The sequence below is a fragment of the Bacteroidota bacterium genome (genome assembly GCA_018266755.1).
GTDB lineage: Bacteria > Bacteroidota > Ignavibacteria > Palsa-1295 > Palsa-1295 > JAFDZW01.
The window spans coordinates 127,567-153,044 of sequence record JAFDZW010000006.1 but is presented as its reverse complement, the minus strand read 5'-3'; the positions used below and the strand labels follow the sequence as shown (position 1 = coordinate 153,044).

Here is a 25,478-nt window from a genome sequence, read left to right as displayed (position 1 = left end):
GAGCACTGTCTATGAGTACGATCAGTAGCATGGAAGAGCAAATACTGGAATTCCTCGACGGAAACATGGCACCGCATGAGGAAGAGGAGTTGCTGCACCGTCTTGCGGTGTCGCCGGAGCGGCGTGCATTGCTGCGCCAGCACTTGCAAGTCCGAGAGATGGTCGGCAATCTTGCCAAGAAGCAGCGCTTGGCTGTCCCCGTAGCGCTTACAGCCGGTGTATTCAAGGCTGTTTCAGATTTGGGGTACACGGGTCCTACACCGATGCCGAACGCCGCCCAAACACAGCCGGAAGTGGTCCCGGTCGCAGCATCGACATCGCGTATGTTTTTCTCGATGCGCGGACGCACGATCGCGAGCATTGCTGTTGCATGTTTGCTTGCCGGCAGTGCGATCACGTATTATCTCATTGGGGCGAATACAACGTCCGGTGCGCTTGATCGCGCGCCGCAGGTTGCCACGCTCTCTTCGTCCGGTGTAGCTTCTGTGACGACAAATGCCCCCGCAGGGGCCGCAGTTGCACTTCCTACTACAGGTTCAAATTCCGGCACGGTTTCTGCTCTTGGTTCGGGCTCTGCTCACATGAACTCGGTGGGGCGGCCTGCCAAGTTAGCCAAAATGTCTCATGCTTCGGGCACTTCTATTATAGAAAACCAAGAAGCGGTGTCAACTCCAGTCGTGGTTGCCGACAAACCGGCAAGCAATGTGCCGACGAATCCTGCAGTCAATACCGCAGTTCGCTCGCCGGAACAGACAAGCATAACGCCACCTGGTGTGCCTTCACAGCCGTCGAACGATATCCGAGACCCCGAGACATCACAGCGTAAACCCAATCCGTTGGATGGGAAAACACTTACCGGAGGGAATGCGGAAACGCTGCGTCCGTTCCAATTCTCCGTTCGCACCGGCGGCGGCAAATGGCCCGGGAGCGAACAGGGATTTACGGGTTCGCTCGCAGAGGTACGCGGGAGTTATTTCTTGACGAATTGGCTGAGTGTGACCGGCACTCTCGGTCTGTTCACCCCTTCCGAAACCGGCGTCGATAGCGTCGGGTTGGAAGCGGACGGTTCGATCGACCTCGGGATGAAACCCCATTTACAGTACCGGACGATTGCCGGTATCGAGCTTGGCACCCACTTCTCCGTGCTCTCGATGCCGATCGATCTGTCGTTCGGAGGAGCAACGGATTTTAGCGGGATGCTAATGCCGCGTGCGTCGCTCTTTACGTCGGTCGATCTGCAGGAGAATCTCCTGCTGCGTGTCGGCGTCGAAGGAATGGGGTATTCGAATAATAAGATCAACGGGGCGCTTTTGGCAGCGCAAGCAAAGTATGCGAAAATGCACTCATTGTTGATCGGGACGGTGAAACCCTCCGAGATCGACGGCTTTATCGGGCCTTCGATCGAATTATCCTGGAGATTCTGACACGCTTGATGAACCTCCGAAATATTCTCATTGCGGTGCTCATTGCATCGAGCCTCGGTTCGTGTGTTCCAAGCCCGAACTCAAGTGAGGATGCTTTCCCGCAGTTCACACTCTTGAGCACCTTCTATGCCCCGAGAGATACGGCGACTGTATATGTCTGGCATGACTCATCAGTCGCTCTATTGACCTCGAGCACAATATTCCATCGCTATCTTGGCGAGCGTGCATCGAATTTTGCGGCCCCCTACACCCATGCTGCTCACTATGAAATTACCGACAGCGCAACGGGGAGCGTGACTTCTACGGATGCGATCGTGACGGACACCGTCGTGATCGAATCGTTGCAACTCAACGGATCGGTCAATGCCGTGGCGCGCCTGAGCGGGCTTCTGTCGGTTGGCACGAAATGGGTGGCGTGTGCGCAATTGACGACGTCAAATGCTTCGGTTGTGACCGTTAGTGCGACTGTCGATAATTATTTCTCCTCGACATCGGTGGGCGCAAAGAGCTATTCGAATGTCTATCATGTGACGTATCAGGTCACCGATGTTGTGGGGCCCGGAGTCCCGGTAGAACCGGAGTATCAAAACGGGGCTACTCTCGGCGTATATTATGCGAAATCGGTCGGTCCGACATATATGGTCTGGAAGGATGCATCGGGAAGGACGTTGCGCATCGCACAGCTTGCAGAAACTAGGCCACGCTGATCTGAGTTGTGGCATTTGCCATGTTCTATTCAACCGATTCTTTGATGATCCGTCTTCGCGGTATTCGCGAAGGCGAACACCCGCTCGATATTACCGTCGATCCGGCGACGCTCGGGGTTGAAGATGCAATCCGACCGATCTCGGTGGTCGGCTCGCTTCTTGCCTCGGATTCCTACGTGTTTCGCCTCACGGTCTCGACGACGCTCCGACATACCTGTGATCGCTGCGCCGACGAGTTCGATGCATCCTATGTTGTTCCACTCACCGTCACATACACACCCGCAGAAGAGGGGATAGAGCTCGAAGATACCGGGTATGTTCATTCGTTTGATCCGCAAATGCTCTTTGAGGTCGATCTGACCGAGGATGTACACGATGCCCTTCTGCTTGCCGTGCCGATGAAAAAACTCTGTTCGCCGGACTGCAAAGGGCTCACGCAGGAATCGGCACCAGCTCCGTCGGTCGATGAGCGGTTTTCCGCGCTCGGAGCCCTTTACGAGCGGCTTCGCAGCGAAGAAAAACCAGGGTAACTCGTCTCGGTCGCCCCTAAACTTGTTTCCAAGCGCTACTGTTAACGATAACCGCATTCGCTTCGGGCATCGGAATTTGCACCAACGCACGCGAACCCTTGCGCTCGGCCGAACGTAGTTTCCGGCAGGGGAATCGCTATCACACGTACGCATTCTGACTTTCGACGCTTCATGAGAGATCTTCGAAGACATTATAGGACTGTCCGGCTCTGGTGCTCGACCGCTATGGCTGCGATAGTACTATTGGCCCTTGCCGACACATCGCACGCGCAGTTCACTTCGCCCGAACGTACGATCGAGAACCGGACTGCTGTCGCCGATACGACCGTTGAACGGTTGATGTCGCAGCGGCAAATGATCAGGGCCGGAGCGGATCCGCAAGCGCTGGAATCTGCGGTCGATCCGTCAACCTATATCCTCGGCCCCGGTGATGGAGTCTATCTCAATGTCTTCGCGGCACACTTCCTCGACCAGGATCTGACGGTTACTCCAGAAGGAAAGCTCATCTTACCGCAAACAGGGGAAGTAACCGTGTCGGGGCTGACGGTCCCGGCCGCCGAGGCAAAACTCAACAAGTTGCTCCTGCACGACTACCGTAATCCGGACGCCCATTTATCGCTACGCAAGCTTCGCTCGTTGAAGGTCAGCGTGCTCGGTGAAGTGCTCTTCCCCGGAGTGCAAACGATCACGAGTATGATGCGCGCGAGTGAGGTAATCCAGAAAGCGGGCGATATGAACTCGCATTCCTCGCTGCGCAATATCGAGATTCGCCGAGCAGACGGGTCACTTCGAACGAAGGCAGATCTCAAGCGATATTATGTAACAGGCGATTTGGGGTCGAACCCCATCGTCGAAGGAGGGGATGTGATTGTGGTCCCGAAAGTGACACGATACGTCATGATCAACGGCGCCGTAGCGACACCCGGCACGTACGAATTTGCCGATGGCGATAAGCTCTCGACACTCATTGCCGTAGCAGGCGGCGCGTTGCCGTCGGCGCGGTTCGATTCTATCGAACTCTCACGCTTCGTCGATGGCGCCTCGAATGTCGCACAGTTATCATACATCGATTTCTCAAAGGGGAATGACATTCTTCTTCAGGAAGGTGATGTCATCTCCATCAGAGGGGCCGGACAGTATCACGAGCCTCGGGTTGTCTCGATCGCGGGAGAGGTTGAATATCCCGGTCGCTACTCCATCACGCTTGGGCAGACGCGATTGCGCGATATCCTGACCCGTGCGGGCGGCATACTCAGCAGCGGCTCATTAGACGAAGCGGTCGTCTTGCGACGTGCAGGCGTCGGGTCGTGGGAAAGCGATCCTGAGCTGATCATGCTCGAACGAACGCATGTCACCGATGACAAGCGCGTCACCGACGACCAGTATAACTATTATATGGCCCGCTCACGGCAGCTTGGCCGCAGTGTGATGGTTGTGAATTTCCACGATCTGATACTCAAGGGCGACGAATCACAGAATATAATCTTGCGCGATCGCGATTCGATCTGGGTGCCTCGCGCACGTGGATTTGTCTCCGTGCTCGGCAGTGTGGTGAACCCCGGGAATGTGATGTACATTGAGGGGCATACGGTTGACGATTACATTCGAGCAGCCGGGGGCTATACTTCGTCGGCCGATAAAGGTGGCGTCCGGGTAACCAATTCCCGCACCGGTACATACATCGATCCGCATTCCGACAGTCAGTACCAGATCGGATCCGGCGATACGATCGTGATCCCCCCCGAGCGGCCGACCTTCTGGCAGAATTTTCAGTTAGTCACCGCTGTGACGGCGCAGATCATCACGATCATCGCCGGTATCCTCTTGCTCAAGAAAGCCTAACGACCCGATGAATCACGAACATCCGCAGCCGACGACGCCGAGCGAGACACCGGGGTATGCACGCAAGCGAGATCCGCATATTCTGGATTTCGTCTCGGTGCTTGCCAAACACAAGCGTACGGTGATCGTCGTGACGTTCCTTTGTGCAGCACTCTCGATCGGGATTTCATTCGTCATGCCGTTTACCTACGAGGGAATTGCTACACTGATCCCACCGGAAAAGCAATCGTCGGGGAGCCAGCTTCTTTCGTTCCTGAGCGGTTCGTCTGCGCTGGATATGATGAAAGGTGCGGAAAATCCGGCTTTGGATATGTTCAAGAACGTCATCGACTCGCGCACGGTCTCGGAGGAAGTCGCGAAGGACTCGGCGATGTATAAGTATTTTTCCACGTTCGATACCTCGGTCGATGCCATTGCCGGCAGCATACGCGAATGTTTGACGTCGGAAGCGTTGCGTAACGGTATGTTCAATGTCCAAGTGGATGTCAAGACCCATTGGCTTCCGAGTTCGGCAGAAAAAGAACAAGCGCGGCATCTTGTCCCGAAGCTCGCACGGCTCTACGTGAACCAACTTGATCGCTATAATCGCGAACGCCTGATGACATCGGCACGAAATACGCGAATCTTCACCGAGAACGAATACAATGCTCGGCTTCGATCGCTGGATACTGCCTACGCGCGGCTCCAAGCCTTCCAGGAGCAAAACAAGGCCGTCGCGTTGACCGAGCAGTTGTCCGCTGCCGTGACCGGTGCCGCGCTCCTATCCTCACAGCAACAGCAGTTGCAGATCGAACTCGGCGCTGCAGAGCATGATCTTTCGCCGGATGCGACCCGCGTCCAGTTATTGCGTCAGCGACTCGATGAAACGACGAGGGAGTTGAAGAAATATGACGATGGTGGCGTCGGTGAGTATGTGTTGGCATTGAAGGACGTCCCCGAACTCGCTCGTCAGCTTGCGAAACTCATGCGTGAGGTGAAGATGCTCGAGACGGTATCGGCGTTTCTCCGCCAGCAGCTCGAACAGGAACGGATCAATGAGCAACGCGATCTTCCGACGTTCACTGTTCTCGATTCGGCAACACTTCCGCTTCGCAAGGCGTCGCCGAAGCGGTCGATCATGTTGCTACTCGGTACATTTGTCGGTGTTGTGCTCTCGATTATCACGGTATCCTGGATGAAGTTTCGGGAAGATGTCACATCGAACCCCGAGGACCATCAGCGCTACCTGACGATGATGGGGTATCTGCGCGGTCGAAGGGCTTAAGCAACCCCCTCAACACCGATCCGCTATGCCCGGACACGATTTTAAGGTGCAGGCAACTCGTGGGTTCATTTGGAACTACCTGTATAAAATATCCGAGTTCGGGCTTCTCACTCTCTATACTATCCTTGTTGTCCGGCGGCTTGGTCCGGAGGTTTCCGCTCCGTATTCTATCTTTCTTGCAGTCGCTATTGCACTCGCCATGTTCGGGGCGTTCGCGGTTGACGGTGTGCTGCTTCGTTATATTCAACGTGTCGTTCAGAATTCCGATGCAACTGTCGAACGATTCGATTCGATCGAGACACTTTCGCTCTCGCATTTTCTCAATACGCTGCTCTCGTTCCGATTACTGACAATAACCGCCATCGGTCTGTTGGTGAGCGTTGTGTTGATCGTAGTGCCGTTCGTATTCCCTTCGACTTCTGGGCTGTTCGGTTCGTTACAGCATGAGGTGCCGCTTCTGCTTGTGTTTCTCTACGCACAGGCGATCGTGGCATTCTCGACCTTGGCGCTTACAGGGCTGCTCGAAACTCGCCGCGTGTTCGTCGCCAGCGTCGTTTCTCGGTTGCTCCTGATCATTGCCGGATTCGGTCTTCTGCAATTCGGACAGATCACTGCAAATCGGGCGATCGGTGTTTATGTAGGCTCGTATATCATCTCTGCCGCGATCTTGTTCGCTTCGCTGCGTAGCGTTGTCCGAAGTCATGTGCAAGCACAGGGTAAGACTCGACACATGTCGCTGAAGGTGATGGGGCGGATGATCTGGTCGCTCGTGAAAGCTCCTCGGCAGGTAGCAGTGTTGCTTGCGACCCCCATGATGCTCTATGGAATAACAACCTGGGGAAACGACATACTCTCGATGATCCTCGGGAAACAATCTGACGTGATGGTCATGGGAGTCATGCTCGGCGAGCATTCTGCGCAGATCGGATTCTACCAAGCGGCGTCGGTCGTGCTGTTGGTCACGGAATACGTCTTCCTATTCGGGTTAGGGGGTGCATTGACATCTGTATTCTCGAAACTCGTTCATGACGACGAGCATGCTACCGGTGGCCGCGGATATCCCACGCTTTCGAAAGCACGTCACGAGATCGCGGGTTCGCAGAATGTACTCCTCATTCCATTGTGCATCTATGTCCTCTTCTTCACCGACACGATCGTAGCGGCGTTATTCGGGCCGCAGTTTGCCGAGAGCACTCCGATGATCCGTGTCGGCCTTGCGGCATTAATCACGAGTGTGGGGTTCTTCGGAGGCGGAATGCAAATCACGACACTCGTGGCGATCGGTAAAGAGCGCCTGGTGTTTCGCAATCGGCTGTTCTGGGGAGTTGCCAACATGGCGGCGAATATCCCTCTGATTTACTATTTCGGAGGGATGGGCGCACTGATCGGCACACAATATGCCAATCTTGCTGCGGTGGCGGCAGAGTGGTATTTTTCCAGATCGATCGTCGGAAATTCGACCGATATATCGGGCATGTTGCACATCCTTGTTGCATCGGTCATTGCCACCGGAATTTCCTATCTTGTTTTGCACACACCACTTATCACTGTTGGTCCGTGGCCCGTAGCGATCGGAGGAGGGATCATCAACGCGTTGTTGGTGCTCGTACTCTACCGACTATTTCGGGTGGGGGAGGTGGATATGCTGATACGGCGATTGCGGTCGGCAAGTTCGTAACTGGTTGATCAGTATTCTATTACCCCAGTCCGACCACTGGTGGGTTTGCCAGAGCAATTTTCGCAACTTTTTACGATTTGGCGGGTTTACTATGTGTTACACGGCAAAGGGCCGTACAACTACTACTAACCATCACCAAACCAAGCGCTGGTATGAATAAACTTGTTACTAGATTTCTGTTTCTTAGCGTAGTCATCGGGCTCTGCTCTCCCGTGTTGGCCCAGGGTTCTGCTGTTGCGAAGACTGGCAACGCATCCCTGACTCGCCGTGTAACGGCAGCCAAGGTTTCCAATGCCGTCTTGCCGCACGTGTCATTGACCGGCAAACCCGCCAACCCGGCTGCATTCCGTTATGATAGTATGTTTTATGTAGATACGACAGTACTACCGCTGTTGTATTCGTACTTGCCGAGCTACATAAATACATCCGACGGGGCTGGCGGCAGCTTCGTTGATACGATCACGTCGTACCAGATGCGTATGTCCGCTCCGTATGCATGCTATGTGGATACGATCGAGATCGCCATCGCCATTCCGAACCTCGTTCAGATGGCGACAGATAGCCTCAACGCCAATGCGCTGACCATCAAGTTGCGTAACAATTTCCAACCGAGCGGCAATCGTTTGCCGTACGCAGCGTTTGGCAAGGCCATCGATTCCGTTGTGCTTTCCTTCGACGATCTTTCGGGGCTTCCGACTGACGGCTCATTCTTCCCGCTTCGGGTTCCGATGAATCACAAACGTCTCTCGAAGGACTTTTTTGTCGAGATCCAGCCGGCAATCGATTTCGTCAATGGTACGAGTAGTTCAACGCAGAACTACTTCGCAATCCTACATGATTCGGTGTTCTTTGACCTCAATGGCAATGGCGTCGATATTACGAAGGTGCGTGGGTATTTTACCCGTGCCCACAATGACACTTCGAGTATCTCGATCTTTATCGATCAAAGCCAGAACGCGTGGTCAGATAATTACTGGGTGAAGGCATGGGTGACCAACAATCCGAACTTGCCGGATGCTGTTGACGGGGAAACCACGATCAGCAATACCCTTGGCCAGAACTTCCCGAATCCGTTCAACCCGTCGACCGAGATCCATTACAGCCTTACCGAGCGCAGCAATGCGACGTTGAAGGTCTATAATACGCTTGGTCGTGAGGTTGCTACGCTCGTCGATGGAATGGTCGATGCAGGCCAGCATCAGGTCACGTTCCACGCAGAGAACCTGCCGAGCGGTACCTACTACTATACGCTCAAGGCCGGCGAATTCAGCCAGACCAAGCGCATGGTGCTTGCGAAGTAATTTCCAGTCGTGATGGTTACGCTTCACACAACGAGGCGGCACACTTTGTGCCGCCTCGTTTGTTTTATGGCCTTTCTATTTTCGACTCGAACCCAACTCTCAACCAAATGAAGAAAACAGCACTACCGACCGCAAAGAACTTCCTCGGGCTCGAGAAGCAGTATTCGAGCTACGATACGAGCAAGGTTGCGATTATCCAGGCTCCGTACGAAAAGACGGTCAGCTACGGGAAGGGGACTGCCAAGGCACCGGCTGCGATCGTCAATGCATCGCAGTATGTCGAGTTCTTCGATGACGAGTTCTTTCAGGAGTTGTGCTTCAAGACAGGGATCGCAACACTGCCACCGTTGCGCTACGGCTCGCTGGAAGGAAAGAAGGCCCTCGACTTACTCGAACGGGCCGTCTCCGAAGAACTGGTAGCTGGTAAGTTCGTTGTGACGCTCGGCGGCGAACACACGATCTCGACCGCGCCGATCGCCGCGCACTTCAAGAAATACCCGAAGATGTCCGTGCTGCACTTCGATGCACACTCCGATCTCCGCAATGCGTATAGCGGTACCCTATATAGCCACGCCTGCTTCATGCACCGGGTTGCCGACGATGTCCGTTTCCCAATGAACCGGGTAGTACAAGTCGGGATTCGCGCGCAGTGTATCGAAGAATACGAGTTTATCAAACGGGAGAAGATCAGGACCTTTTACGCAACCGATATCCGTCGGGGGAAGTATTCGGCCAATTGGCAGCGCAAGGTGGCAACCGCCTTGCCGACGAACGAAGTATATGTGACGTTCGACGTGGACTATTTCGATCCGTCGATCATGCCAACGACCGGTACGCCGGAACCGGACGGCTTCTACTGGAACGAGACGATGCAGATCTTTCGCGAGCTACGCAAGGCAGGGAAGAAGATCGTCGGGTTCGACGTCGTGGAATTGGTCCCGAACCCGGCACAACAACATGCGACATATTTAGTCGCGAAGCTGGTATATCGGCTGATGAATTTTGCGCTTGCGAAGTAAGCGCTCGCTCGAGACTTACGCCTCGACGAGATGCTCGGGGCGTTTGACTTTCACTTCTGCCCAGTGGTGGCAAGCGACGAAGTGTCCCGGTTCCTGCTCGACGAGCGCGGGCTCCTCAGCCAAGCACTTCTCGGTTGCATACGGACAGCGTGATGCAAAATTGCATCCGGGAGGATAGTTCGTTGGCACCGGTACGGTCCCTTCGATCGTCATCAGGCGGTCGGATTCGACGTTCAGTTTCGGGATAGAACCAAGCAGCCCGATCGTATACGGATGCATCGGGTTGAAATACACTTCATCGGCCGTCGAGTACTCGACGATGTGGGACGCATACATCACGGCGACGTTGTCGGCATGTTCTGCGATCACGCCAAGGTCGTGTGTGATAAGGATCACGCCCATACCGAGGGACTCCTGCAGGCTGGAAATGAGCTCCAGAATCTGGGCCTGAACCGTCACGTCGAGTGCGGTGGTCGGTTCGTCGGCGATCAAAATATCCGGGTTACAGGCAAGCGCGATGGCGATCATGATACGCTGGCGCATACCGCCCGAAAGCTGGTGCGGATACTCGCCGTAGCGCTGCTCCGGTGCGGGGATACCTACCTTGCGGAGCATCTCGATCGCGCGCTCTTTTGCCTCTTCTTTGGTGCACTTTTGGTGCAGGAGGATCGATTCGGCAATCTGGTCGCCGCAGGTGAACACCGGATTGAGCGATGTCATCGGCTCCTGGAAGATCATGCTGATCTTGTTGCCACGAATGGCACGCATTTCTTCTTCCGGCAGCTTGAGCAGATCGCGGCCTTCGAAAAAGATCTCGCCGCCGACAGTCTTGCCAGGCGGATTGGGGATCAATCGCATGATCGAGAGCGCCGTCACCGATTTGCCGCAACCGGACTCGCCCACGACGCCAAGCGTCTGCTTGCGATCGACTGTGTAGGAAACATTATCAACCGACTTCGCTACGCCATCATCGGTAAAGAAGTACGTCTGCAAATTCTTGACTTCAAGAAGCGCCATTTATGTGCAATGGAAGAAGTTAGAAATTCGGGTTATCGCTTGAGTTTCGGATCGAACGCATCTCTGAGCCCGTCGCCGAAGAGATTGAACGCAAAAACTGCAAGCATAATTGCCAGAGCCGGATAGATCGTCAGGCCCCAGTTCGAACCCGCAGCGATAAAACCATACCCGTCATAGATCATCTGTCCCCACGTCGATGTCGGCGGCTGAACGCCGAGTCCCAAGAAGGAGAGCGATGCTTCGTAGATAATGGCCGTCGCAAAGCCGGCTGTCGCAATGACGATGATCGGACCGATCGCATTCGGTAGGATATGGCGAAAGATCGCACGAATATTGCCAAGCCCCAGCGCACGCGTCGCTTCGACATACTCCGTCTCGCGAAGCGAGAAGAATTGGCCGCGCACAATACGCGTCATATCGGGCCAGCCGGTAATGCCGATTGCAATGACGGTCTGGATAAAGCCGAGCCCCAAGGCGATTGAGATCGAAATAACCAGAAGGATCGTGGGGATCGACCAAAATACATTCGTAATCCAATTGATGACCTCGTCCACCCAGCCGCGATAATACCCTGCCAATGCACCGAGCACTACGCCGATGAGCAGACTGAGGATCTCGGAGAAAAACGCTACCGTCAAGGAGATACGCGCACCATAGATCAACCGGGAAAGCACATCGCGGCCATAGCGGTCGGTGCCGAGATAATACGTCGGTTGTTTATGCCATTCACGTTCGGAGTTTCCGTAGAGCTTTGCGATCAGAATATGACGCGAATTGCCCTCGTCCGATAGGTACTGCACCTCATTTCCCGAGATCATATAGCTTTGGATCGGGATCGGTACCGGTCCCTGTCCCGGAATATCGTTGGTGCGCAGGAGAATATTTCCTTGGAAGCCGCTTGGCTTTGTGGAGTATTCGAGAATCTGAAGATTCGGGTCTGCCGGCGAAATAAAATTTGCCAACAGCGCAATCAGTACGATCAGAATCGTCACATAGAAGCCTGCCATCGCAAGGCGATTTCGCTTGAGGCGCTTCCATGAATAGTACCACAACGACCGCGATTGCGTCGTCGGGAGTGCGAGTGGGTCGTGAACCCGGGGTGTTACGCTCATCGGCCGGAGAGTTTTACTTTCGGGTCAAGCTTGGCGTAGAGGATATCAACGATGTAGTTGATCACAACGAAAATCACCGCCGAGAACAGTACCGTCCCCTGAATGGTCGGGAAGTCGGACCGAGGGATGGCATCGAAGCCAAGCGCGCCGATGCCGGGCCAGTTGAAGATATACTCGATGAAAAACGCACCCGTGAGCAGCGATGCGAGCCACGAGCCAACAGTCGTAACCACCGGATTAAGTGCATTTCGTAAGCCATGACGGAATATGACTTTACGGGCTGACAAACCCTTCGCTTTAGCAGTGCGAATGTAATCGCTTGTCAGGACGTCGAGCATGCTCGAACGCGTCACCCGTGCGATGATCGAGATCGGTCGAAGCGCGAGCGTCAGCATCGGGAGCGCCAAGTATTCCCAATGGAAATTCCAGAATTCGTACCACTTCGAACTGTCCTGGATCACATAACCTGAGATCGGGAAAATCTGCAGCCACGATCCGAAGGCAATAATCATTAACAGGCCAAAGACGAACGAAGGCACGCTGATTCCGACGAGTGCAAAGATCATTGATATGTTATCGAGTAGCGAATACGACTTCACTGCCGACAGGATACCGATGCCAATGCCGATGAGCGTAGCGAGTACCATCGCACTCAGCGTGAGGATCGCTGTCGCCGGAAAGCGTTCGAGGATGCTATCGAGCACTGGGCGATTCGACGAGTACGAACGACCGAGATCGCCGGTAGCCGTCTTGGTAAGAAAATTCACGTATCGCTGCCAGACGGGGAGGTCGAGGCCGAGTTCATGACGGATCGCTGCCTGGGTGCTGAGATCTGCACGCTGCCCCTGCATCATGCGAGCCGGGTCTGGCAGCAGATTCATCACGAAAAAGATCACGCTCATCACCCCGAAGATGATGAGGATCGAATAGAAAAACTTCCTGATCGTAAATACGAGCATTCGCGCCGCAATAGCCGTTACATCAGACAAAATTACACACTCAATCGACATTGAGTTTCAAATTCGTATATTTGTACTACGAAGTTCATTTTCAAATGCGTACGGTGTCCATCGCCAAGGCGAACGAATGGCGATGGGTGAAAAGGGAATCCGGTTAAAGTCCGGAGCTGACCCGCAACTGTAACTCTCGAATCTGATCCACTGGCCGAAGAGCCGGGAAGGATGTTCGCACTGAGAGGAGCCAGGAGACCTGCCGATACGTATACTATTCACCGATCGCCTTCGAGGGAAGAGGCAGGGGAGTATCGCGGATCCGGCCACGCGCTGTGTGCCACCGATCGTTCGAACGCTCCTATGTCTTTGTCGAGGCACAGGAGCGTTCATGTTTGTACGGATCGTTTTCGTGTGCGTGCTGCTCGTCGCAGGGGCGTGCCTTCAGGCACAGCCTGTGTGGCATGTGCATAGCGAAACGGTATTGGTGCAGGACTCGGCGTCCCTCGAACGCTCTGGAGTCGTCTCGATTACCACCCCAAGCCAAGAACTCACCGCACGTTCGGGTTCGACCGAACTTCCCGCCGCCGTTGCGCTTATCAGCCCCTCGCTCGCAATTCGTTCGTATGGTTCGCAAGGCTCCATCGCCTTCGGTAGTTTCCGTGGGATGCCTGCAGAATACGTGAGCATCGATTACGGAGGCTTCACGCTCACGAATGCTCAAAATTCTCTGGCCGATCTCGGATTATTCAACATCAACTCCGTCGATCGAGTCGATCTGCGCAGTGCAAATTCAAACGCAGCCGCTTCGTCGGTAAATGGTGCGGCCTCTATCGGCTTGCATCCTCTGCAACCGACGTTTGGCGGGACGTATGCAACGATCGGCAGCACTGCGACGAGCTACACCGACCGCATTCGTGCAGCAGAACGCGAAGGCAATTTCCGTATCACCGGTCCCGTAACTCGCGACCTTGCGTATGCCTTCGGCGCTTCGCTGTCGTCTGCAGATGGTAACTTTCCGTTCTACCAGCAGTCGTCCGATTCGACGATCCTTCGCTCGAACAACGACTCGCATCTGACGAATGCGACATTCGGTCTAACCTACCGACCACTTGACGACCTCGAATGTTCGCTGACCTCGCTCTATCTTCGTTCGGAGCGTGGTTCGCCGGGGGCGGTGACGATCGACGGTATCGGCGCGAGTCTGCCGTACACGCGCTTGTTCGACGAGCGATACCTGCTCGGTGTGTCGATGAAGCATCGGCCGCTGCCGGAGTTCGAGTACACGATCAAGACGTCGTACCAATCACAGTTCGAATCCTATGTGGATTCAATTTCTCCGCTTCGTATCAATGATCGATACACCAACCGCACGTTTTCGGCAGGGTTCGATGCGGTATCGCATTCGAAATCATGGCTCGATCTGATCACCCTTGTATCGGTCGATCGCAGCACGCTCGTCAGCAACGAGAACGTGAAGGACAGCTCGGATGTGATTGACCGGGGAGTGTATCGCGCGAATGTAGGGGCCAAGCTCCTGCTTGGCGAACTGAATATACTTGGGTTGCTCAAGACGGAGCAATATTCCGATCTGCCGAAGCCTGTTGTGTTACCACAGCTCACTATTCGATATGGCGAGGACATTGTACTCGCTGGCTTCGGGATTGGGGGATCGTACACCAAGCTGTACCATGCGCCAACATTGAATGAATTGTACTGGAAGGTTGGCGGAAATCCGTCGCTCTCGCCGGAGACGGGCGATGCATTCGAGTTGGTTGCAGATGCACATATTTCCGATGTGATCGGCCTAACGCTCTCGGGCTTCTACAATTCTCTCTCCGATCAGATCGTCTGGCGTGCCACAAGCGGCGGTGTGTACAGCCCGTTCAATGTCAAGAGTTCTCGCGCTATCGGTATCGAGTCGTCGATGTCGCTGCGATTTGAAGTGGACGAGGATATTTCCTGTAGGGTTGACGCCGCGCTGACCTGGCAGCAGACCGAAGACCGGACACCGGGATCCGAATCGTTCGGGCACGAACTGCCATACACTACGCCGATTTCATGGATGCTTTCGGCCTCGACTCAGATCGCAGGGTGGGGGGCCGTCACGCTGACCGACCACTACCGGGGGCATCGATACCCCGATCTGGCGAATGAGCTGAAGAGCGTCTTACCGGGCGTTGCGCTGCTTACGATAGACCTTCGGTCGCGTCAATTCAGACTCTCCGATGCGCTATCGTTCGATTGCGCACTGAGCGTGCTCAACGCCGGCAACGAACAGTACGAGGAAATACCCAGCTACCCGATGCCGAGACGATCGTACAAATTTGGCATATCAATCCACCATTCTCATACCAGTCATGAATAGATTCACTTCATTTGTATTGCTTTGTTCGCTCGTCGCACTTGCGTCGTGCGATTCGACCACCAGCGGCCCGGCAACGGTCGGTACCACGAGTGGAGGACGAGTGTTCATTCTGAACCAAGGCAACTACACTCATAACAATGCCAGTCTCGATGTATGGACGTGGAAAGACTCCCTTATTTCGTCCGACCTCGTTTCTCCGCTTGGCGATGTCGGCAACGACTTGCAACTGATCAACGGCAAACTCTATGCCGTGTTGGATAACAGCTCGAAGATCGTGGTGGTCAATCCCGATTCTGCGGCAGATCACACGGTGATTCAATTTCCACCGTTCAGCGCACCGGCAAAGATCGTCAAGAGTAGCGCGACCGAAGCGCTGGTGCCGGAGCTCTATCGGAACGAGATCGCAGTAATCAATCTGGCGTCTGGGACGATTGCTTCAACCATCCCGGTAGATAGCGGGCAATATTCGATCGCAATGCTTTCCGGCAAAGCCTACTCGGCCAGTGCTTCGGGCAAAGTACTTGTGATCGATCCGGTTACAAAGCAGATCACGAAGACCAGCGCATGGATCGATCCCAACCCCGCGCAGATCGTCGCCGATAGCGCCCACAATGTTCTGATCCTTGCAACCTCGGGCGATTATACCACTACCCCAGGCAAGATATACTGGATGGATCCCTCGACTCTCGTCCTGACCGATTCGATCGTGTTACCAATGACTTCGTCATTCAATACAATGTTCATCGGCGGTAACAAGGCGTATGTGTGCTTCTACGTGCAGCAGCCCCAGGTGATCGATCTCGGCACGCACAGCATGGCTGCCGATCCGATGTTGACGAAGAACTATTTTGGTGGTATCTACGACGCTGCATCGAAGTTGTTGTATATGGGGACAGTCTCGGACCTCATTCATAACGACGGAGTGGACGTATTCGACCTTTCTTCAATGAAATTGGAGAAGTCGTTCACTGCCGGGATTGCACCGGGCTTCTTTGTCGTTATGCACTAACCGAAACGATGGCGTGAGCCCGCATTAGGGTCACCGACTACCATTCGTTCGTATTTTTGTATCAAATATGAAAAATACCCACACACAAAGCAAGCAGGAATTCTATCTCGCCCTGGCGCTCATCGCCATCGGGATCGGGACGCGACTGCTCTGCAATGTCCTCGGACTCTATAATTTCAGTGCGGTCGGAGCAACGGCGATCTTTGCCGGCGCATTTCTTCGCCGCAATAAATGGTCGTATGCAATCCCGCTCGTTGCGACGTTCCTGACCGATCTGGTGATCGGGTTATACGGGACGTCGGAGATGCTGGTTGTCTATGGCTCGTATGTTGCGATGATGCTTGTCGGCTCGCTGTATGCGAAAAAGCCGTCGTTGCTGTCGTATGTCGGCGTAGCGCTCGGCGGATCGGCTGCGTTCTTCCTTGTGACGAACTTCGCCTTGTGGCCGTTCTACGCGCAGTACCCCCACACGTTCGCGGGGGTGATCGAGAGCTATACGATGGCGTTGCCGTTCTACCGCAACTCGTTCGCCAGCGATATGATATTCAGTGCGATCCTGTTCGTCGGCTATGAGTCGGCGAAAGTATTCGTTACTCGCGGCAAGCAGGTTGCCGCACAGGTCGGAGCCTAAGTGCATCGCCGATCATGGTTGCAAAAGGCTTCTCATTTGTAGAAGCCTTTTTTTTGAATGTTTGTGAAGAGAGGGACAAGAGTATGAATGCACGTTTAGTACTTGAGAATGGGGCGGTATTTCAGGGCAGCGCCTTCGGTGCGGTGTCCACGGCACAGACCGGCGGCGAAGTCGTATTTACGACGGCGCTCACCGGGTATCAGGAAATACTGACCGATCCGTCGTATGCCGGGCAGATCGTCACGATGACGTACCCGCTCATCGGCAACTATGGCGCGAATACCGAAGACCTTGAAAGTACTGCGCCGCATGTATCCGGCTTCCTCGTACGCGAACTCTCGGAAGTGTTCTCGAACTGGCGCAGTGACTGGAGCCTCGATGAATACCTCTCGAAGAGCGGCGTCCTTGCAATGGAAGGGATCGATACTCGCAAACTCGTTCGTATTCTTCGCAGCGAGGGATCGCTTCGGGGCGTGATCTCTACCGAAACGGTGAGCGATGCCGCGCTCGTGTCGAAAGCGCGCGAACTTCCGCTGATGACCGGCCTCGACCTGACAAAGGGAGTGACGACGAATAAACTCTACGAGATCGAAGCCAAAGTTCCGAATGCCCCGCATGTCGTTGTGATGGATTTTGGCATCAAGACGAATATTCTTCGGAAACTCTCCGACCACGGCGCGAAGCTGACGGTCGTGCCGTCGACGACATCATTCGACGAGATCCGCAATCTCGCACCCGATGGTATTTTCCTCTCGAACGGCCCCGGCGATCCGGATGCGGTGAAGGACGGGATCGAGACCGTGAAGGCAATGGTGAAGTATGGACAGATTCCGATTTTCGGTATCTGCCTGGGTAACCAGTTATTGTGCCTAGCGATGGGAGGCGAGACGTATAAGTTGAAGTTCGGCCACCGAGGTGCGAACCACCCCGTCAAGAATCTGCGTACAGAGAAAATCGAGATTACTTCCCAAAACCATGGCTTCGCGGTGCAGTGGTCTTCGATGCCCGATTCGTGCGAACTCACGCATCTGAATCTCAATGACAATACCGTCGAGGGATTCCGACACAAGGAATTGCCTATCTTTTCTGTTCAGTACCATCCTGAGGCATCGCCCGGACCCCATGAAAGCGACTACCTTTTCGCCGATTTCATGGATTCCATTGCGAAATAGCCTACCCGGATAACATTTGCGGGCATCCTTCGTAAAGACTTTTCTGAATATTTATTGTTATGCAATTGCCGGCTCCGAGCCGGCAATTCTATCTTATCGTATGGCTAAAGAACGTACAGTTCGCAAGAAGAAAAACGAGTCTTCATCGAAATCAAAGAAGACCGAGCAGATCTCGATGGAATCGGAGATCAATCTGTCCTCGTTCGTCGGCACCGACGATCGTGTCGACCTCAAAAATCTTCCGCATCGCATCCCGGTACTCGCACTGCGCGATGTGATCATTTTCCCGTATATGGTATTCCCGGTGCTTGTCGGCCGCGAATCGTCGCTGTCGGCGACGATGTCCGCGATGGCGCGCGAACGCTATTTGTTTCTGGTTGCACAAAAGGACTCTGCGGTCGATGAGCCGAATAAAGACGAACTCTACAAGTACGGGACACTCGCACGCATATTGCGCATTATTCGCCTGCCGAACGGCTTGGTAAAGGTGCTTGTCGATGGGCTCGAACAAGCGGAAGCGAAGCAGTATTTCAATTTCGAAGGCCACATCGAGGCTGAAGTGGCGGTCATCCATCCCGAAGCGAGCGAATCGGCGGAGTTGGAAGCGCTCGTTCGGCATACGTCCGAGCAGTTTCGCAACTACGTCCGTTCGTCGCCGACGCATCCGGCCGAGACACTCATCTCGTTCGAGAACATCACCGATCCGCGTCGCAGGTTGTTCTATATCGCAGCACATCTGACGAAAGACTTGCAGGCGAAGCAGCGTATCCTCGAGATCACGGAGATTCGCGACCAATACCTTCATATCAGTGGCCTGCTCGCATCGGAGATCGAAATTCTGAAGCTCGAGCAAGACATCGATCAAAAGGTCCAGAGCTCGATCCAGAAGTCACAGCGCAAGTATTTTCTGCAGGAACAGATTCGTTTGCTGCAACAAGAACTCGGAGACGACGTGCTCGAAGAGCATCCCGAGCTTGGCAAACTTGTCGTGCAGCTTCGCGAGGCCAGACTGCCGGAATTGGCACAAAAGAAGGCCGATGAAGAGCTGGAGCGCCTGAAGAAGACGCCGGCCATGTCGCCCGAGGCTGGCGTCATTCGCACGTACCTCGAGTGGCTCGCGCAGGTGCCGTGGCATAAACACACCGACGATAATTTTAATGTGACGAACGTAAAAGAGGTACTCGACGCCGACCACTTCGCGCTCGAAAAACCGAAGGAGCGCATCCTCGAGCACATTGCGGTGCTCAATCTGGTCGAGAAAATGCGCGGGCAGATCTTATGTTTTGTCGGGCCTCCGGGCGTCGGTAAGACGTCGCTTGCGCGGTCGATCGCACGTGCCCTCGGGCGCGAATTCGTTCGGATGTCGCTCGGCGGCGTGCGCGACGAGGCCGAGATACGCGGCCATCGCCGGACATATATCGGTGCATTACCGGGGAAAATCATTCAGTCGATGAAACGCGCCGGGGTAACGAATCCGGTTATCCTGCTTGACGAAATCGACAAGATGTCGATGGATTTTCGCGGCGACCCGTCGAGCGCGTTGCTCGAAGTGCTCGACCCCGAGCAGAACAATACGTTCGTCGATCACTATCTCGATGTTGATTACGATCTTTCGAACGTGTTCTTCATCACTACGGCGAACGTTGCTTACGAGATCCCGACGCCGCTGCTCGATCGAATGGAGCTGATCGAGATTCCGGGCTACCTCGAACACGATAAGCTCGAGATCGCAAAACGTCATATCATCCCGGCGCAGCGTACACAGCACGGCCTGACGGAAAAGAGCCTCGTGATCACCGACGAAGCGCTATTGAAGATCATCCGTAACTATACGGAAGAAGCCGGGGTGCGTGAGCTCGTGCGAAAGATCGCGAAAGTCTGTCGCAAGGCAGCGCACGATATTGTCACACGCATGTACGCAGAAGGGAAGGTCCCGCCGCAGCCGGAAAAGAAGACGACGGAGCCGCTTTCGAGCGTGACGGTTTCCGAAGACGGGAAGCTTGAATCTCAGCTGAACAAACTGCTGATCATCGATTCCGATATCATGATCACGGTGGATCCGAAAAAAGTAGAAGAATATTTGGGCGTACCGCGCTACAACACGAGCAAGAAAGAGCTCGATGCAAAGGTCGGCGCCGTTATGGGGCTCGCATGGACGAGCACCGGCGGCGATGTGCTGCCGGTTGAGGTTACGGTCATGAGCGGCAGCGAACGCCTGACGCTTACCGGACAACTCGGCGATGTGATGAAGGAATCCGCTCAGGCGGCGCTGAGCTATTTGCGTTCGCGCGCGAAGGAGTTCGGTCTGAAGTCGGATTTCATGAAGAACAAAGAAATCCACATCCATCTGCCGGAAGGTGCGGTGCCGAAGGATGGCCCCAGCGCCGGTATCACGCTTACGATGGCGATGCTCTCTGCTCTCAGCGGCAAAGCCGCGCGCGGCGATGTAGCGATGACCGGAGAGATTACCTTACGTGGAAATGTATTGCCGATCGGCGGGCTTCAGGAGAAACTTCTCGCAGCGCAGCGCGAGGGGATTAAGACCGTCCTGATCCCCGAAGAAAATCGCAAGACACTGACCGAAATTCCGAAGAAGATCACCGACGCACTCGAGATCATCCCGATCGAAAAAATCGATCAAGCGCTGGAGCATGTATTTGCATCCGGACCGTCGAAGAAGGTCAGCAACTCAAAGAAGAAAGCTCCGGCAAAAAGCGCAAAAGCCTCGAAGAAGACAGCAAAGAAGCCCGTTGCGCGTAGGAAGCGTTAGCGCAGAACCACCTGATTCGAGACGAGTATTTCTGGACCGATGTTCGCAACGATATGATACACACCGTTGGAGAGACCTCGTGTATCAAACCGGAATGTTCTTGGATCGGCACCGATGATACCAGCGAACAGGCTCATCACCCGCTTGCTCTGTGAATCGTACACACCGATCACGGCGTTCGCACCGGTCACATTCGTTACGGTGAATGTGACCTCTGCCGAAGCAGGGTTAGGCTTCGGATCCGAAAGTACTACCGCCGGAGGCCCGACGACGTCGACCATGCCGACCAGTGACGTTCCAGATATATCCAATACGATGGAATCCTCTGTGCACGGTGCCGATGTTTGGACTATGAGTCGTGTAGAGTAGGTTTGTTGGAAGGTCGAAGGATTAAAACTTCCGGACATCGTGAGCATTCCGTGTGCGTCAATGCTTGTATGCGAAACCAAGGGACCAAGAGAGAACGTACCGTCATTCAACTCCAGATACATACTATCAATACCGATTGCGCAGTCGGATGGATTTGATAGAACGACCGAGAAGGAAGAGTGTCCGCCAACAGATACCGGAATTATTGGGGAGAAATTTACTTGGATCCTCGGACAGTTCATCGTGATCGAGAATGTATCCGTTCTTGGTCCGATCATGTTCGGGCTTGTCACCTCGACTGAATCAAGGAGTCTCCCGGAATGATTCGGTCGGATAACTATCAATGGGCTGTCGATACCCATGTGAGTGATGGAATCTGCAGGAGCGCGAACGATTGTATAATCTGCAGTATCAGAACCCAATAGCCGCATGTGCGGATACACTGCATCATTCGTCGTAGAGAAAATCATTACTCGAAGTGTATCGCCTTCGCCCGGACAAACGTTGCTCCTCGAGTGATCAACTCTCACAACCATATCTGCTGCTCCACCGCCTCCAACCGGTCTAATCGGTTGTGCATACGAAAGGCATCCAATGGAGCAAGAAATAATTAATACGAGAAGGAAGTTTCGCATTCCATGGTACGAAAAGTAACATTAGTATCGCCCGTTTGCGCAGACGGAGGTGGCTCAGAGCCGCTTCTTCGTATGCCGTACAAACAGGGTCGTTACCCGACAACCGGCTACCAGTCTAACCGACCGATTAATTGGTTGGTGCCATGTTCGAGGTTGCATGGGCTGCATACGAATGGGAGGCCAGACTAAGATATGCGACCACTGCCGTGCTGTCTGATTGGCTCATTGTCGTCTTCGACGCCATTTCACCAAAGAGCTTTTTCCAGTCGTCGGGCGAATGCTCGGCGGGGGAGTGCAGCGTATGGCACGCGCCGCAGTTTTTGATATAGACTGCGCGACCGTGTTCGAGATCGACGTTGGCCCATTCTGCGGGTACCGATGCTTTCTCGGAAGAAGAAAGATGAGGGATGGCGCTCGCGCATCCGAAGATTGCGAACGCCAACCCTGCAAGGAGCGGGTATGCTCCGACTCTGCGATAGATGCCGGTGAGGCTCGTAGTCTTCATCACAATTCGAACGAAAGAAGGAATCGGACCTCAAGCTTTTCATGCTCGAGCAGTTCGAGATTCTCGTTGGTATTATTCTTATTTGCGCCGATACCGATCTGCGGCATCACCGATGCAGCAGCCCACCAGTTCTTTCCGCTAAACGAAAGCGACGGTCCGACGAACAGTCCGCTATAACTCTCTTCGCCAATCGTTCTCGTATGATGACGGGCTTCGATCCCGACCGAGAACTCGTCGATGAGATAGGCGATACCGAGTGTTGCTTCTGCCGTATTGTTCGTTTCGTTGCCAAGGGCAGGAAATTCGTGCTCGAAGGTGCCGTTCGCGGCGAACAGCAGATTGCCGACTTGTTTGTCGAGAATCACTTTGCCTTCGAGTTCGGTCGCGTCATGTTCGACGGTCCACTCTGCATAGAGCGCCGAGCCAAGTGCGTCGGCGACAGGATTCGTCAGGCTCCACTTCCATTCATTCGAGAAGCTATATTCCGATTCGCTCGCAATTCCGCCCAGGCCATCCGCTGCCGATTCGGAGCTTAGATTGAAATAGAGCGAGCTTTGCAGGCCTGCGCCGAGCCCCCACTCCAATTCCATCCGGTGGTCCAGTCCTCTGAAAAAGGCGCCTTTATCGGTTCGAAGGGTATTCCAGATTTCGATCTCCCGGCTGCCGGAGGGCAGTACCGGGCTTTCATACGTGTAGGTAAAATGGCGACGGTTCGCCTGTGCCGTTTGGACGAGCATCCCCAGCAGGAGCGCTGCTGCGGCTACTCGAATGGCCGATATGGTGGTTCGGTTGATCATCTCGATACAAATATACGACAATGTAGACTGAGTCTTAATAAATTCGCAATTAAGACTTCGTATCAATTGCGAACGTTGCCGTTCGATTCCCTCGCTTGGGAAAAATCCGTCACTTGCGGGTTAGCTCGAACTTGGTATTGTCTCTACTCGTTGCAAGAATGATGCCAAGCCGCATTTCGCCGAAAATAGCGCCATTCGCCACAATTCTGCTGCTCACAGCGATCGTGGGGTCGTGTACGTTCTTCAGAAATTTTACGACGTATTTCAACGTCCTCTACCTCGCGCAGTGGCACCTCGACCAATACGAATCGCTGGTCAGCGCGGAGTCGAGCACTCAGAACGGCGCCATTGCCGCAGCCTATACCCATCATTGGATGGAAGAGGAGTTGCTCAGTTACGAGGTCCGGCGCAAGCAGGGGCCGCCGGTCATCGCGTTTCCTCTTGTCTGCAAACCGAAGACCACGATCCTGAAAGGTGCGGCCTCGATGCATCTCGATTCAGCCGTCATCCTCGGCTCGAAAGTGCTTGCGGCGTCAAAGCCAACGAAATACACCGAGGATGCTTTGTTTATCGTTGGAAAGGCGCTCTATTATAAAAGCGATTACGCCGGCGCCAAACGGAAGTTCTACGAATTGCTCTATCGCTACCCCGATACAAAATATGCGAATGAGACGGGGATGTATCTCTCCGAGTCGCTGGTCGCAACTGGTCAGGCCGATTCTGCGACGACATCGCTCGAAGAGATCTTGAAAAAAGAGACGAGCGGGGATAAAGAACTTCGCTCGCAGATCCATAAGACCTTCGCCGATCTGTTGGTCTCATCGTCATACGACAATTACGAACGCGCAGCCGATGAGTTGAAGCAGGCAGAAGAGGGAATTTCCGGCAACGAGTTCGCCCAGATGGAATACGATCGTGGCCGCTTGCTCTTTGTAACCGGTCATTTCGATCTCGCCGAACAGGCGTTCGCAAACGCGGCCTCGGCAACGAACGATAATACATTCCAAGGCGAGGCGCTCAGCGGGGAAGGCGAGGCCCAGCGTCGTCAAAAGAAGTACGATGCTGCCCGCCAGACCTTCGAACAGATCGTCGAGAAGTCGCGCTTCGCCCCGACACACCCGGCCGCGAATTTCGAGCTTGCCTATACTGTCGATATGACCGAACGCGATGCCCATGCCGGCGAGTTGCGAAGCCAGAGTTTTATCGAACAGTCGTTTCCACGGGTCAGAGCAGCGTACTTCGCGCTCGATACGATGTATCGCAGCACCTCCCAGGCAGTCATGGCCCGCTCGCGCTTTCGCCAGGCCGAGATTTTCCGCGAGATCGGACAGTATGACTCGGCTGCACGACTGGCGAATATCATTATCGGGACGAAGGACTTCTCGACGATCGAGATGAACGACTACGTCAATAACCGCATGCGTGCGCTCTCACGCTTTGCCGAATGGAAGTATCAATTGGTCCGCATCGATACCATGGAGCGCATCCTCGGCAAGATGCGCAGACATCCCGGGATGCAGCAGACCATCGAATCGGAACTACACAACGATGCGATGAAGGAGTATATCGGTTCGAAGTGGTCGCCCGGTGAGAATTATACCGTCCCCCCGGCTGATGAAAAGAGGTTTAACGATATCGTCGAACGCCTCCGCCGGCAGAAGGCGTCGAGCGGGGTAAACGTCTTTCAGATTGACTTCTCGGACACTGCCCGCTATATCGACAGCGTGCATCGTACGGCTGCGCGCGCGCATTTCGAGATCGGTCGCGCGTTCGAGAGTTTCGATGAGAATGACGAGGCTGTGAGTGAGTATCGCAAGGCTCTCTCTACTACGTACTATCGTAACGACACGGCATCGATGGCGCTGCAGGCGCAGGTACTCTTCTCGTGGGTCCAGTTGGAGCATGAGACCGGCCATCCGGAGGTGCGGGATTCGTTGATCGGCGTTCTGCAAAAAGATTTTGGCGAGACAAAATATGCACAGCAAGCCGCGATCGAGTATAGTGGCAAACGAGGGAAAGATTCGCCTGGCGAAATAGCTTACCGAAATGCCGGAGCATCGTTAAAGACCAGTTCGATCGAATTCGTGAAGCCTGCGTTACTTTCCATTGTGGCACAATATCCCCGCGAAGATGTCGCCCCGCGTGCGCTCTATACGATCGGGACTTACTACGAAGATGGCAAGAAATACGATTCCGCGTTGGTCTACTATTCCCGGGTCGTGAAGGAATACCCGTTCTCACGGTATGCCGAATATCTCAAGCCCAAAATTGCATACGCTCTTGCCGACATCGAGCGTCGTCGTACCGCCGTCAGACCCGTTCAGGATACGACGAAACCTGTCGCGCCGAAATGATTATTGCACGCGTATCGTTTAGAG

20 protein-coding genes and 1 riboswitch are annotated in these 25,478 nt (G+C 54.3%); of the genes, 14 read left to right on the top strand and 6 right to left on the bottom strand.

Features of this window, described 5'->3' with window-relative positions:
* Positions 1-11: 11 nt before the first annotated feature.
* The 8 genes from JSS75_12970 to speB all read left to right on the top strand — a co-directional run bounded on the left by JSS75_12970 (position 12) and on the right by speB (position 9,765).
* On the top strand, positions 12-1,424 hold the full coding sequence (locus JSS75_12970; protein MBS1904613.1) for a hypothetical protein: 1,413 nt from the start codon (positions 12-14) through the stop codon (positions 1,422-1,424).
* 8 nt (positions 1,425-1,432) lie between these two features.
* Positions 1,433-2,131, top strand: coding sequence for a hypothetical protein (locus JSS75_12965; protein ID MBS1904612.1), 699 nt, complete (start codon positions 1,433-1,435; stop codon positions 2,129-2,131).
* Between the two features lie 44 nt (positions 2,132-2,175).
* Positions 2,176-2,661: a DUF177 domain-containing protein gene (locus tag JSS75_12960; GenBank protein ID MBS1904611.1), complete on the top strand. Its 486-nt coding sequence runs from the start codon at positions 2,176-2,178 to the stop codon at positions 2,659-2,661.
* 225 nt (positions 2,662-2,886) lie between these two features.
* Positions 2,887-4,503 carry an SLBB domain-containing protein gene (locus JSS75_12955; protein MBS1904610.1) on the top strand — a complete coding sequence of 539 codons (1,617 nt, stop codon included), beginning with the start codon at positions 2,887-2,889 and terminating at the stop codon, positions 4,501-4,503.
* Between the two features lie 7 nt (positions 4,504-4,510).
* Complete coding sequence (locus JSS75_12950; protein MBS1904609.1) at positions 4,511-5,767, top strand: hypothetical protein; 1,257 nt, start codon at positions 4,511-4,513, stop codon at positions 5,765-5,767.
* A gap of 25 nt (positions 5,768-5,792) precedes the next feature.
* Positions 5,793-7,445 carry a polysaccharide biosynthesis protein gene (locus JSS75_12945; GenBank protein MBS1904608.1) on the top strand — a complete coding sequence of 551 codons (1,653 nt, stop codon included), beginning with the start codon at positions 5,793-5,795 and terminating at the stop codon, positions 7,443-7,445.
* A 152-nt stretch (positions 7,446-7,597) separates the two neighbouring features.
* Complete coding sequence (locus tag JSS75_12940) at positions 7,598-8,746, top strand: T9SS type A sorting domain-containing protein (GenBank protein MBS1904607.1); 1,149 nt, start codon at positions 7,598-7,600, stop codon at positions 8,744-8,746.
* 107 nt (positions 8,747-8,853) lie between these two features.
* A complete protein-coding gene (gene speB / locus JSS75_12935) occupies positions 8,854-9,765 on the top strand; it encodes an agmatinase (GenBank protein MBS1904606.1) in 912 nt (303 codons plus the stop codon).
* 15 nt (positions 9,766-9,780) lie between these two features.
* On the opposite strand, the gene JSS75_12930 is transcribed toward speB, so the two are convergent.
* The 3 genes from JSS75_12930 to JSS75_12920 are packed head-to-tail and all read right to left on the bottom strand — an operon-like array spanning position 9,781 to position 12,853.
* Complete coding sequence (locus tag JSS75_12930; GenBank protein ID MBS1904605.1) at positions 9,781-10,782, bottom strand: ABC transporter ATP-binding protein; 1,002 nt, start codon at positions 10,780-10,782, stop codon at positions 9,781-9,783.
* 32 nt (positions 10,783-10,814) lie between these two features.
* Entirely contained in the window at positions 10,815-11,894 is a 1,080-nt protein-coding gene (locus tag JSS75_12925) for an ABC transporter permease (protein ID MBS1904604.1), read from the bottom strand.
* The gene (locus JSS75_12920; GenBank protein ID MBS1904603.1) at positions 11,891-12,853 is read right to left on the bottom strand and encodes an ABC transporter permease; all 963 of its coding nucleotides are present in this window, start codon (positions 12,851-12,853) and stop codon (positions 11,891-11,893) included. Before JSS75_12920 ends, JSS75_12925 begins: the two co-directional genes overlap by 4 nt.
* A gap of 85 nt (positions 12,854-12,938) precedes the next feature.
* Positions 12,939-13,126, top strand: a riboswitch (cobalamin riboswitch).
* Positions 13,127-13,235: 109 nt separating this feature from the next.
* On the opposite strand from JSS75_12920, the gene JSS75_12915 reads away from it, so the two are divergent.
* The 5 genes from JSS75_12915 (at position 13,236) to lon (ending at position 20,794) form a co-directional block, all read left to right on the top strand.
* On the top strand, positions 13,236-15,212 hold the full coding sequence (locus JSS75_12915; GenBank protein ID MBS1904602.1) for a hypothetical protein: 1,977 nt from the start codon (positions 13,236-13,238) through the stop codon (positions 15,210-15,212).
* The gene (locus JSS75_12910) at positions 15,205-16,221 is read left to right on the top strand and encodes a hypothetical protein (protein MBS1904601.1); all 1,017 of its coding nucleotides are present in this window, start codon (positions 15,205-15,207) and stop codon (positions 16,219-16,221) included. The genes JSS75_12915 and JSS75_12910 overlap by 8 nt, the downstream gene beginning before the upstream one ends.
* A 67-nt stretch (positions 16,222-16,288) precedes the next feature.
* Positions 16,289-16,852 (top strand): hypothetical protein, encoded by a 564-nt coding sequence (locus JSS75_12905; protein ID MBS1904600.1) that lies wholly within the window; start codon positions 16,289-16,291, stop codon positions 16,850-16,852.
* Between the two features lie 83 nt (positions 16,853-16,935).
* Positions 16,936-18,024: a glutamine-hydrolyzing carbamoyl-phosphate synthase small subunit gene (carA, locus tag JSS75_12900; protein MBS1904599.1), complete on the top strand. Its 1,089-nt coding sequence runs from the start codon at positions 16,936-16,938 to the stop codon at positions 18,022-18,024.
* Between the two features lie 175 nt (positions 18,025-18,199).
* A complete protein-coding gene (lon, locus tag JSS75_12895) occupies positions 18,200-20,794 on the top strand; it encodes an endopeptidase La (protein MBS1904598.1) in 2,595 nt (864 codons plus the stop codon).
* On the opposite strand, the gene JSS75_12890 is transcribed toward lon, so the two are convergent.
* From JSS75_12890 to JSS75_12880, 3 genes are all read right to left on the bottom strand, one after another.
* Positions 20,791-21,105: a hypothetical protein gene (locus tag JSS75_12890; GenBank protein ID MBS1904597.1), complete on the bottom strand. Its 315-nt coding sequence runs from the start codon at positions 21,103-21,105 to the stop codon at positions 20,791-20,793. The two genes, lon and JSS75_12890, sit on opposite strands and share 4 nt — an antisense overlap.
* A gap of 820 nt (positions 21,106-21,925) precedes the next feature.
* The gene (locus JSS75_12885; protein MBS1904596.1) at positions 21,926-22,303 is read right to left on the bottom strand and encodes a hypothetical protein; all 378 of its coding nucleotides are present in this window, start codon (positions 22,301-22,303) and stop codon (positions 21,926-21,928) included.
* Positions 22,303-23,100, bottom strand: a complete 798-nt coding sequence (locus JSS75_12880) for a hypothetical protein (GenBank protein MBS1904595.1) — start codon at positions 23,098-23,100, stop codon at positions 22,303-22,305. Before JSS75_12880 ends, JSS75_12885 begins: the two co-directional genes overlap by 1 nt.
* Before the next feature lie 161 nt (positions 23,101-23,261).
* On the opposite strand from JSS75_12880, the gene JSS75_12875 reads away from it, so the two are divergent.
* A complete protein-coding gene (locus JSS75_12875; protein ID MBS1904594.1) occupies positions 23,262-25,454 on the top strand; it encodes a tetratricopeptide repeat protein in 2,193 nt (730 codons plus the stop codon).
* Positions 25,455-25,478: the final 24 nt, after the last annotated feature.

What these genes read in the sequence shown, in the direction of transcription:
- JSS75_12910 (MBS1904601.1), top strand. Translation starts at nt 15,205, where the DNA reads ATGAATAGATTCACTTCATTTGTATTGCTTTGTTCGCTCGTCGCACTT.
- carA (MBS1904599.1), top strand. Translation starts at nt 16,936, where the DNA reads ATGAATGCACGTTTAGTACTTGAGAATGGGGCGGTATTTCAGGGCAGC.
- JSS75_12880 (MBS1904595.1), bottom strand. Translation starts at nt 23,100, where the DNA reads ATGATCAACCGAACCACCATATCGGCCATTCGAGTAGCCGCAGCAGCG.
- JSS75_12960 (MBS1904611.1), top strand. Translation starts at nt 2,176, where the DNA reads ATGATCCGTCTTCGCGGTATTCGCGAAGGCGAACACCCGCTCGATATT.
- JSS75_12930 (MBS1904605.1), bottom strand. Translation starts at nt 10,782, where the DNA reads ATGGCGCTTCTTGAAGTCAAGAATTTGCAGACGTACTTCTTTACCGAT.
- JSS75_12920 (MBS1904603.1), bottom strand. Translation starts at nt 12,853, where the DNA reads ATGCTCGTATTTACGATCAGGAAGTTTTTCTATTCGATCCTCATCATC.
- lon (MBS1904598.1), top strand. Translation starts at nt 18,200, where the DNA reads ATGGAATCGGAGATCAATCTGTCCTCGTTCGTCGGCACCGACGATCGT.
- JSS75_12950 (MBS1904609.1), top strand. Translation starts at nt 4,511, where the DNA reads ATGAATCACGAACATCCGCAGCCGACGACGCCGAGCGAGACACCGGGG.
- JSS75_12940 (MBS1904607.1), top strand. Translation starts at nt 7,598, where the DNA reads ATGAATAAACTTGTTACTAGATTTCTGTTTCTTAGCGTAGTCATCGGG.
- JSS75_12875 (MBS1904594.1), top strand. Translation starts at nt 23,262, where the DNA reads ATGCCAAGCCGCATTTCGCCGAAAATAGCGCCATTCGCCACAATTCTG.
- speB (MBS1904606.1), top strand. Translation starts at nt 8,854, where the DNA reads ATGAAGAAAACAGCACTACCGACCGCAAAGAACTTCCTCGGGCTCGAG.
- JSS75_12945 (MBS1904608.1), top strand. Translation starts at nt 5,793, where the DNA reads ATGCCCGGACACGATTTTAAGGTGCAGGCAACTCGTGGGTTCATTTGG.
- JSS75_12885 (MBS1904596.1), bottom strand. Translation starts at nt 22,303, where the DNA reads ATGAAGACTACGAGCCTCACCGGCATCTATCGCAGAGTCGGAGCATAC.
- JSS75_12915 (MBS1904602.1), top strand. Translation starts at nt 13,236, where the DNA reads ATGTTTGTACGGATCGTTTTCGTGTGCGTGCTGCTCGTCGCAGGGGCG.
- JSS75_12955 (MBS1904610.1), top strand. Translation starts at nt 2,887, where the DNA reads ATGGCTGCGATAGTACTATTGGCCCTTGCCGACACATCGCACGCGCAG.
- JSS75_12905 (MBS1904600.1), top strand. Translation starts at nt 16,289, where the DNA reads ATGAAAAATACCCACACACAAAGCAAGCAGGAATTCTATCTCGCCCTG.
- JSS75_12970 (MBS1904613.1), top strand. Translation starts at nt 12, where the DNA reads ATGAGTACGATCAGTAGCATGGAAGAGCAAATACTGGAATTCCTCGAC.
- JSS75_12965 (MBS1904612.1), top strand. Translation starts at nt 1,433, where the DNA reads ATGAACCTCCGAAATATTCTCATTGCGGTGCTCATTGCATCGAGCCTC.
- JSS75_12925 (MBS1904604.1), bottom strand. Translation starts at nt 11,894, where the DNA reads ATGAGCGTAACACCCCGGGTTCACGACCCACTCGCACTCCCGACGACG.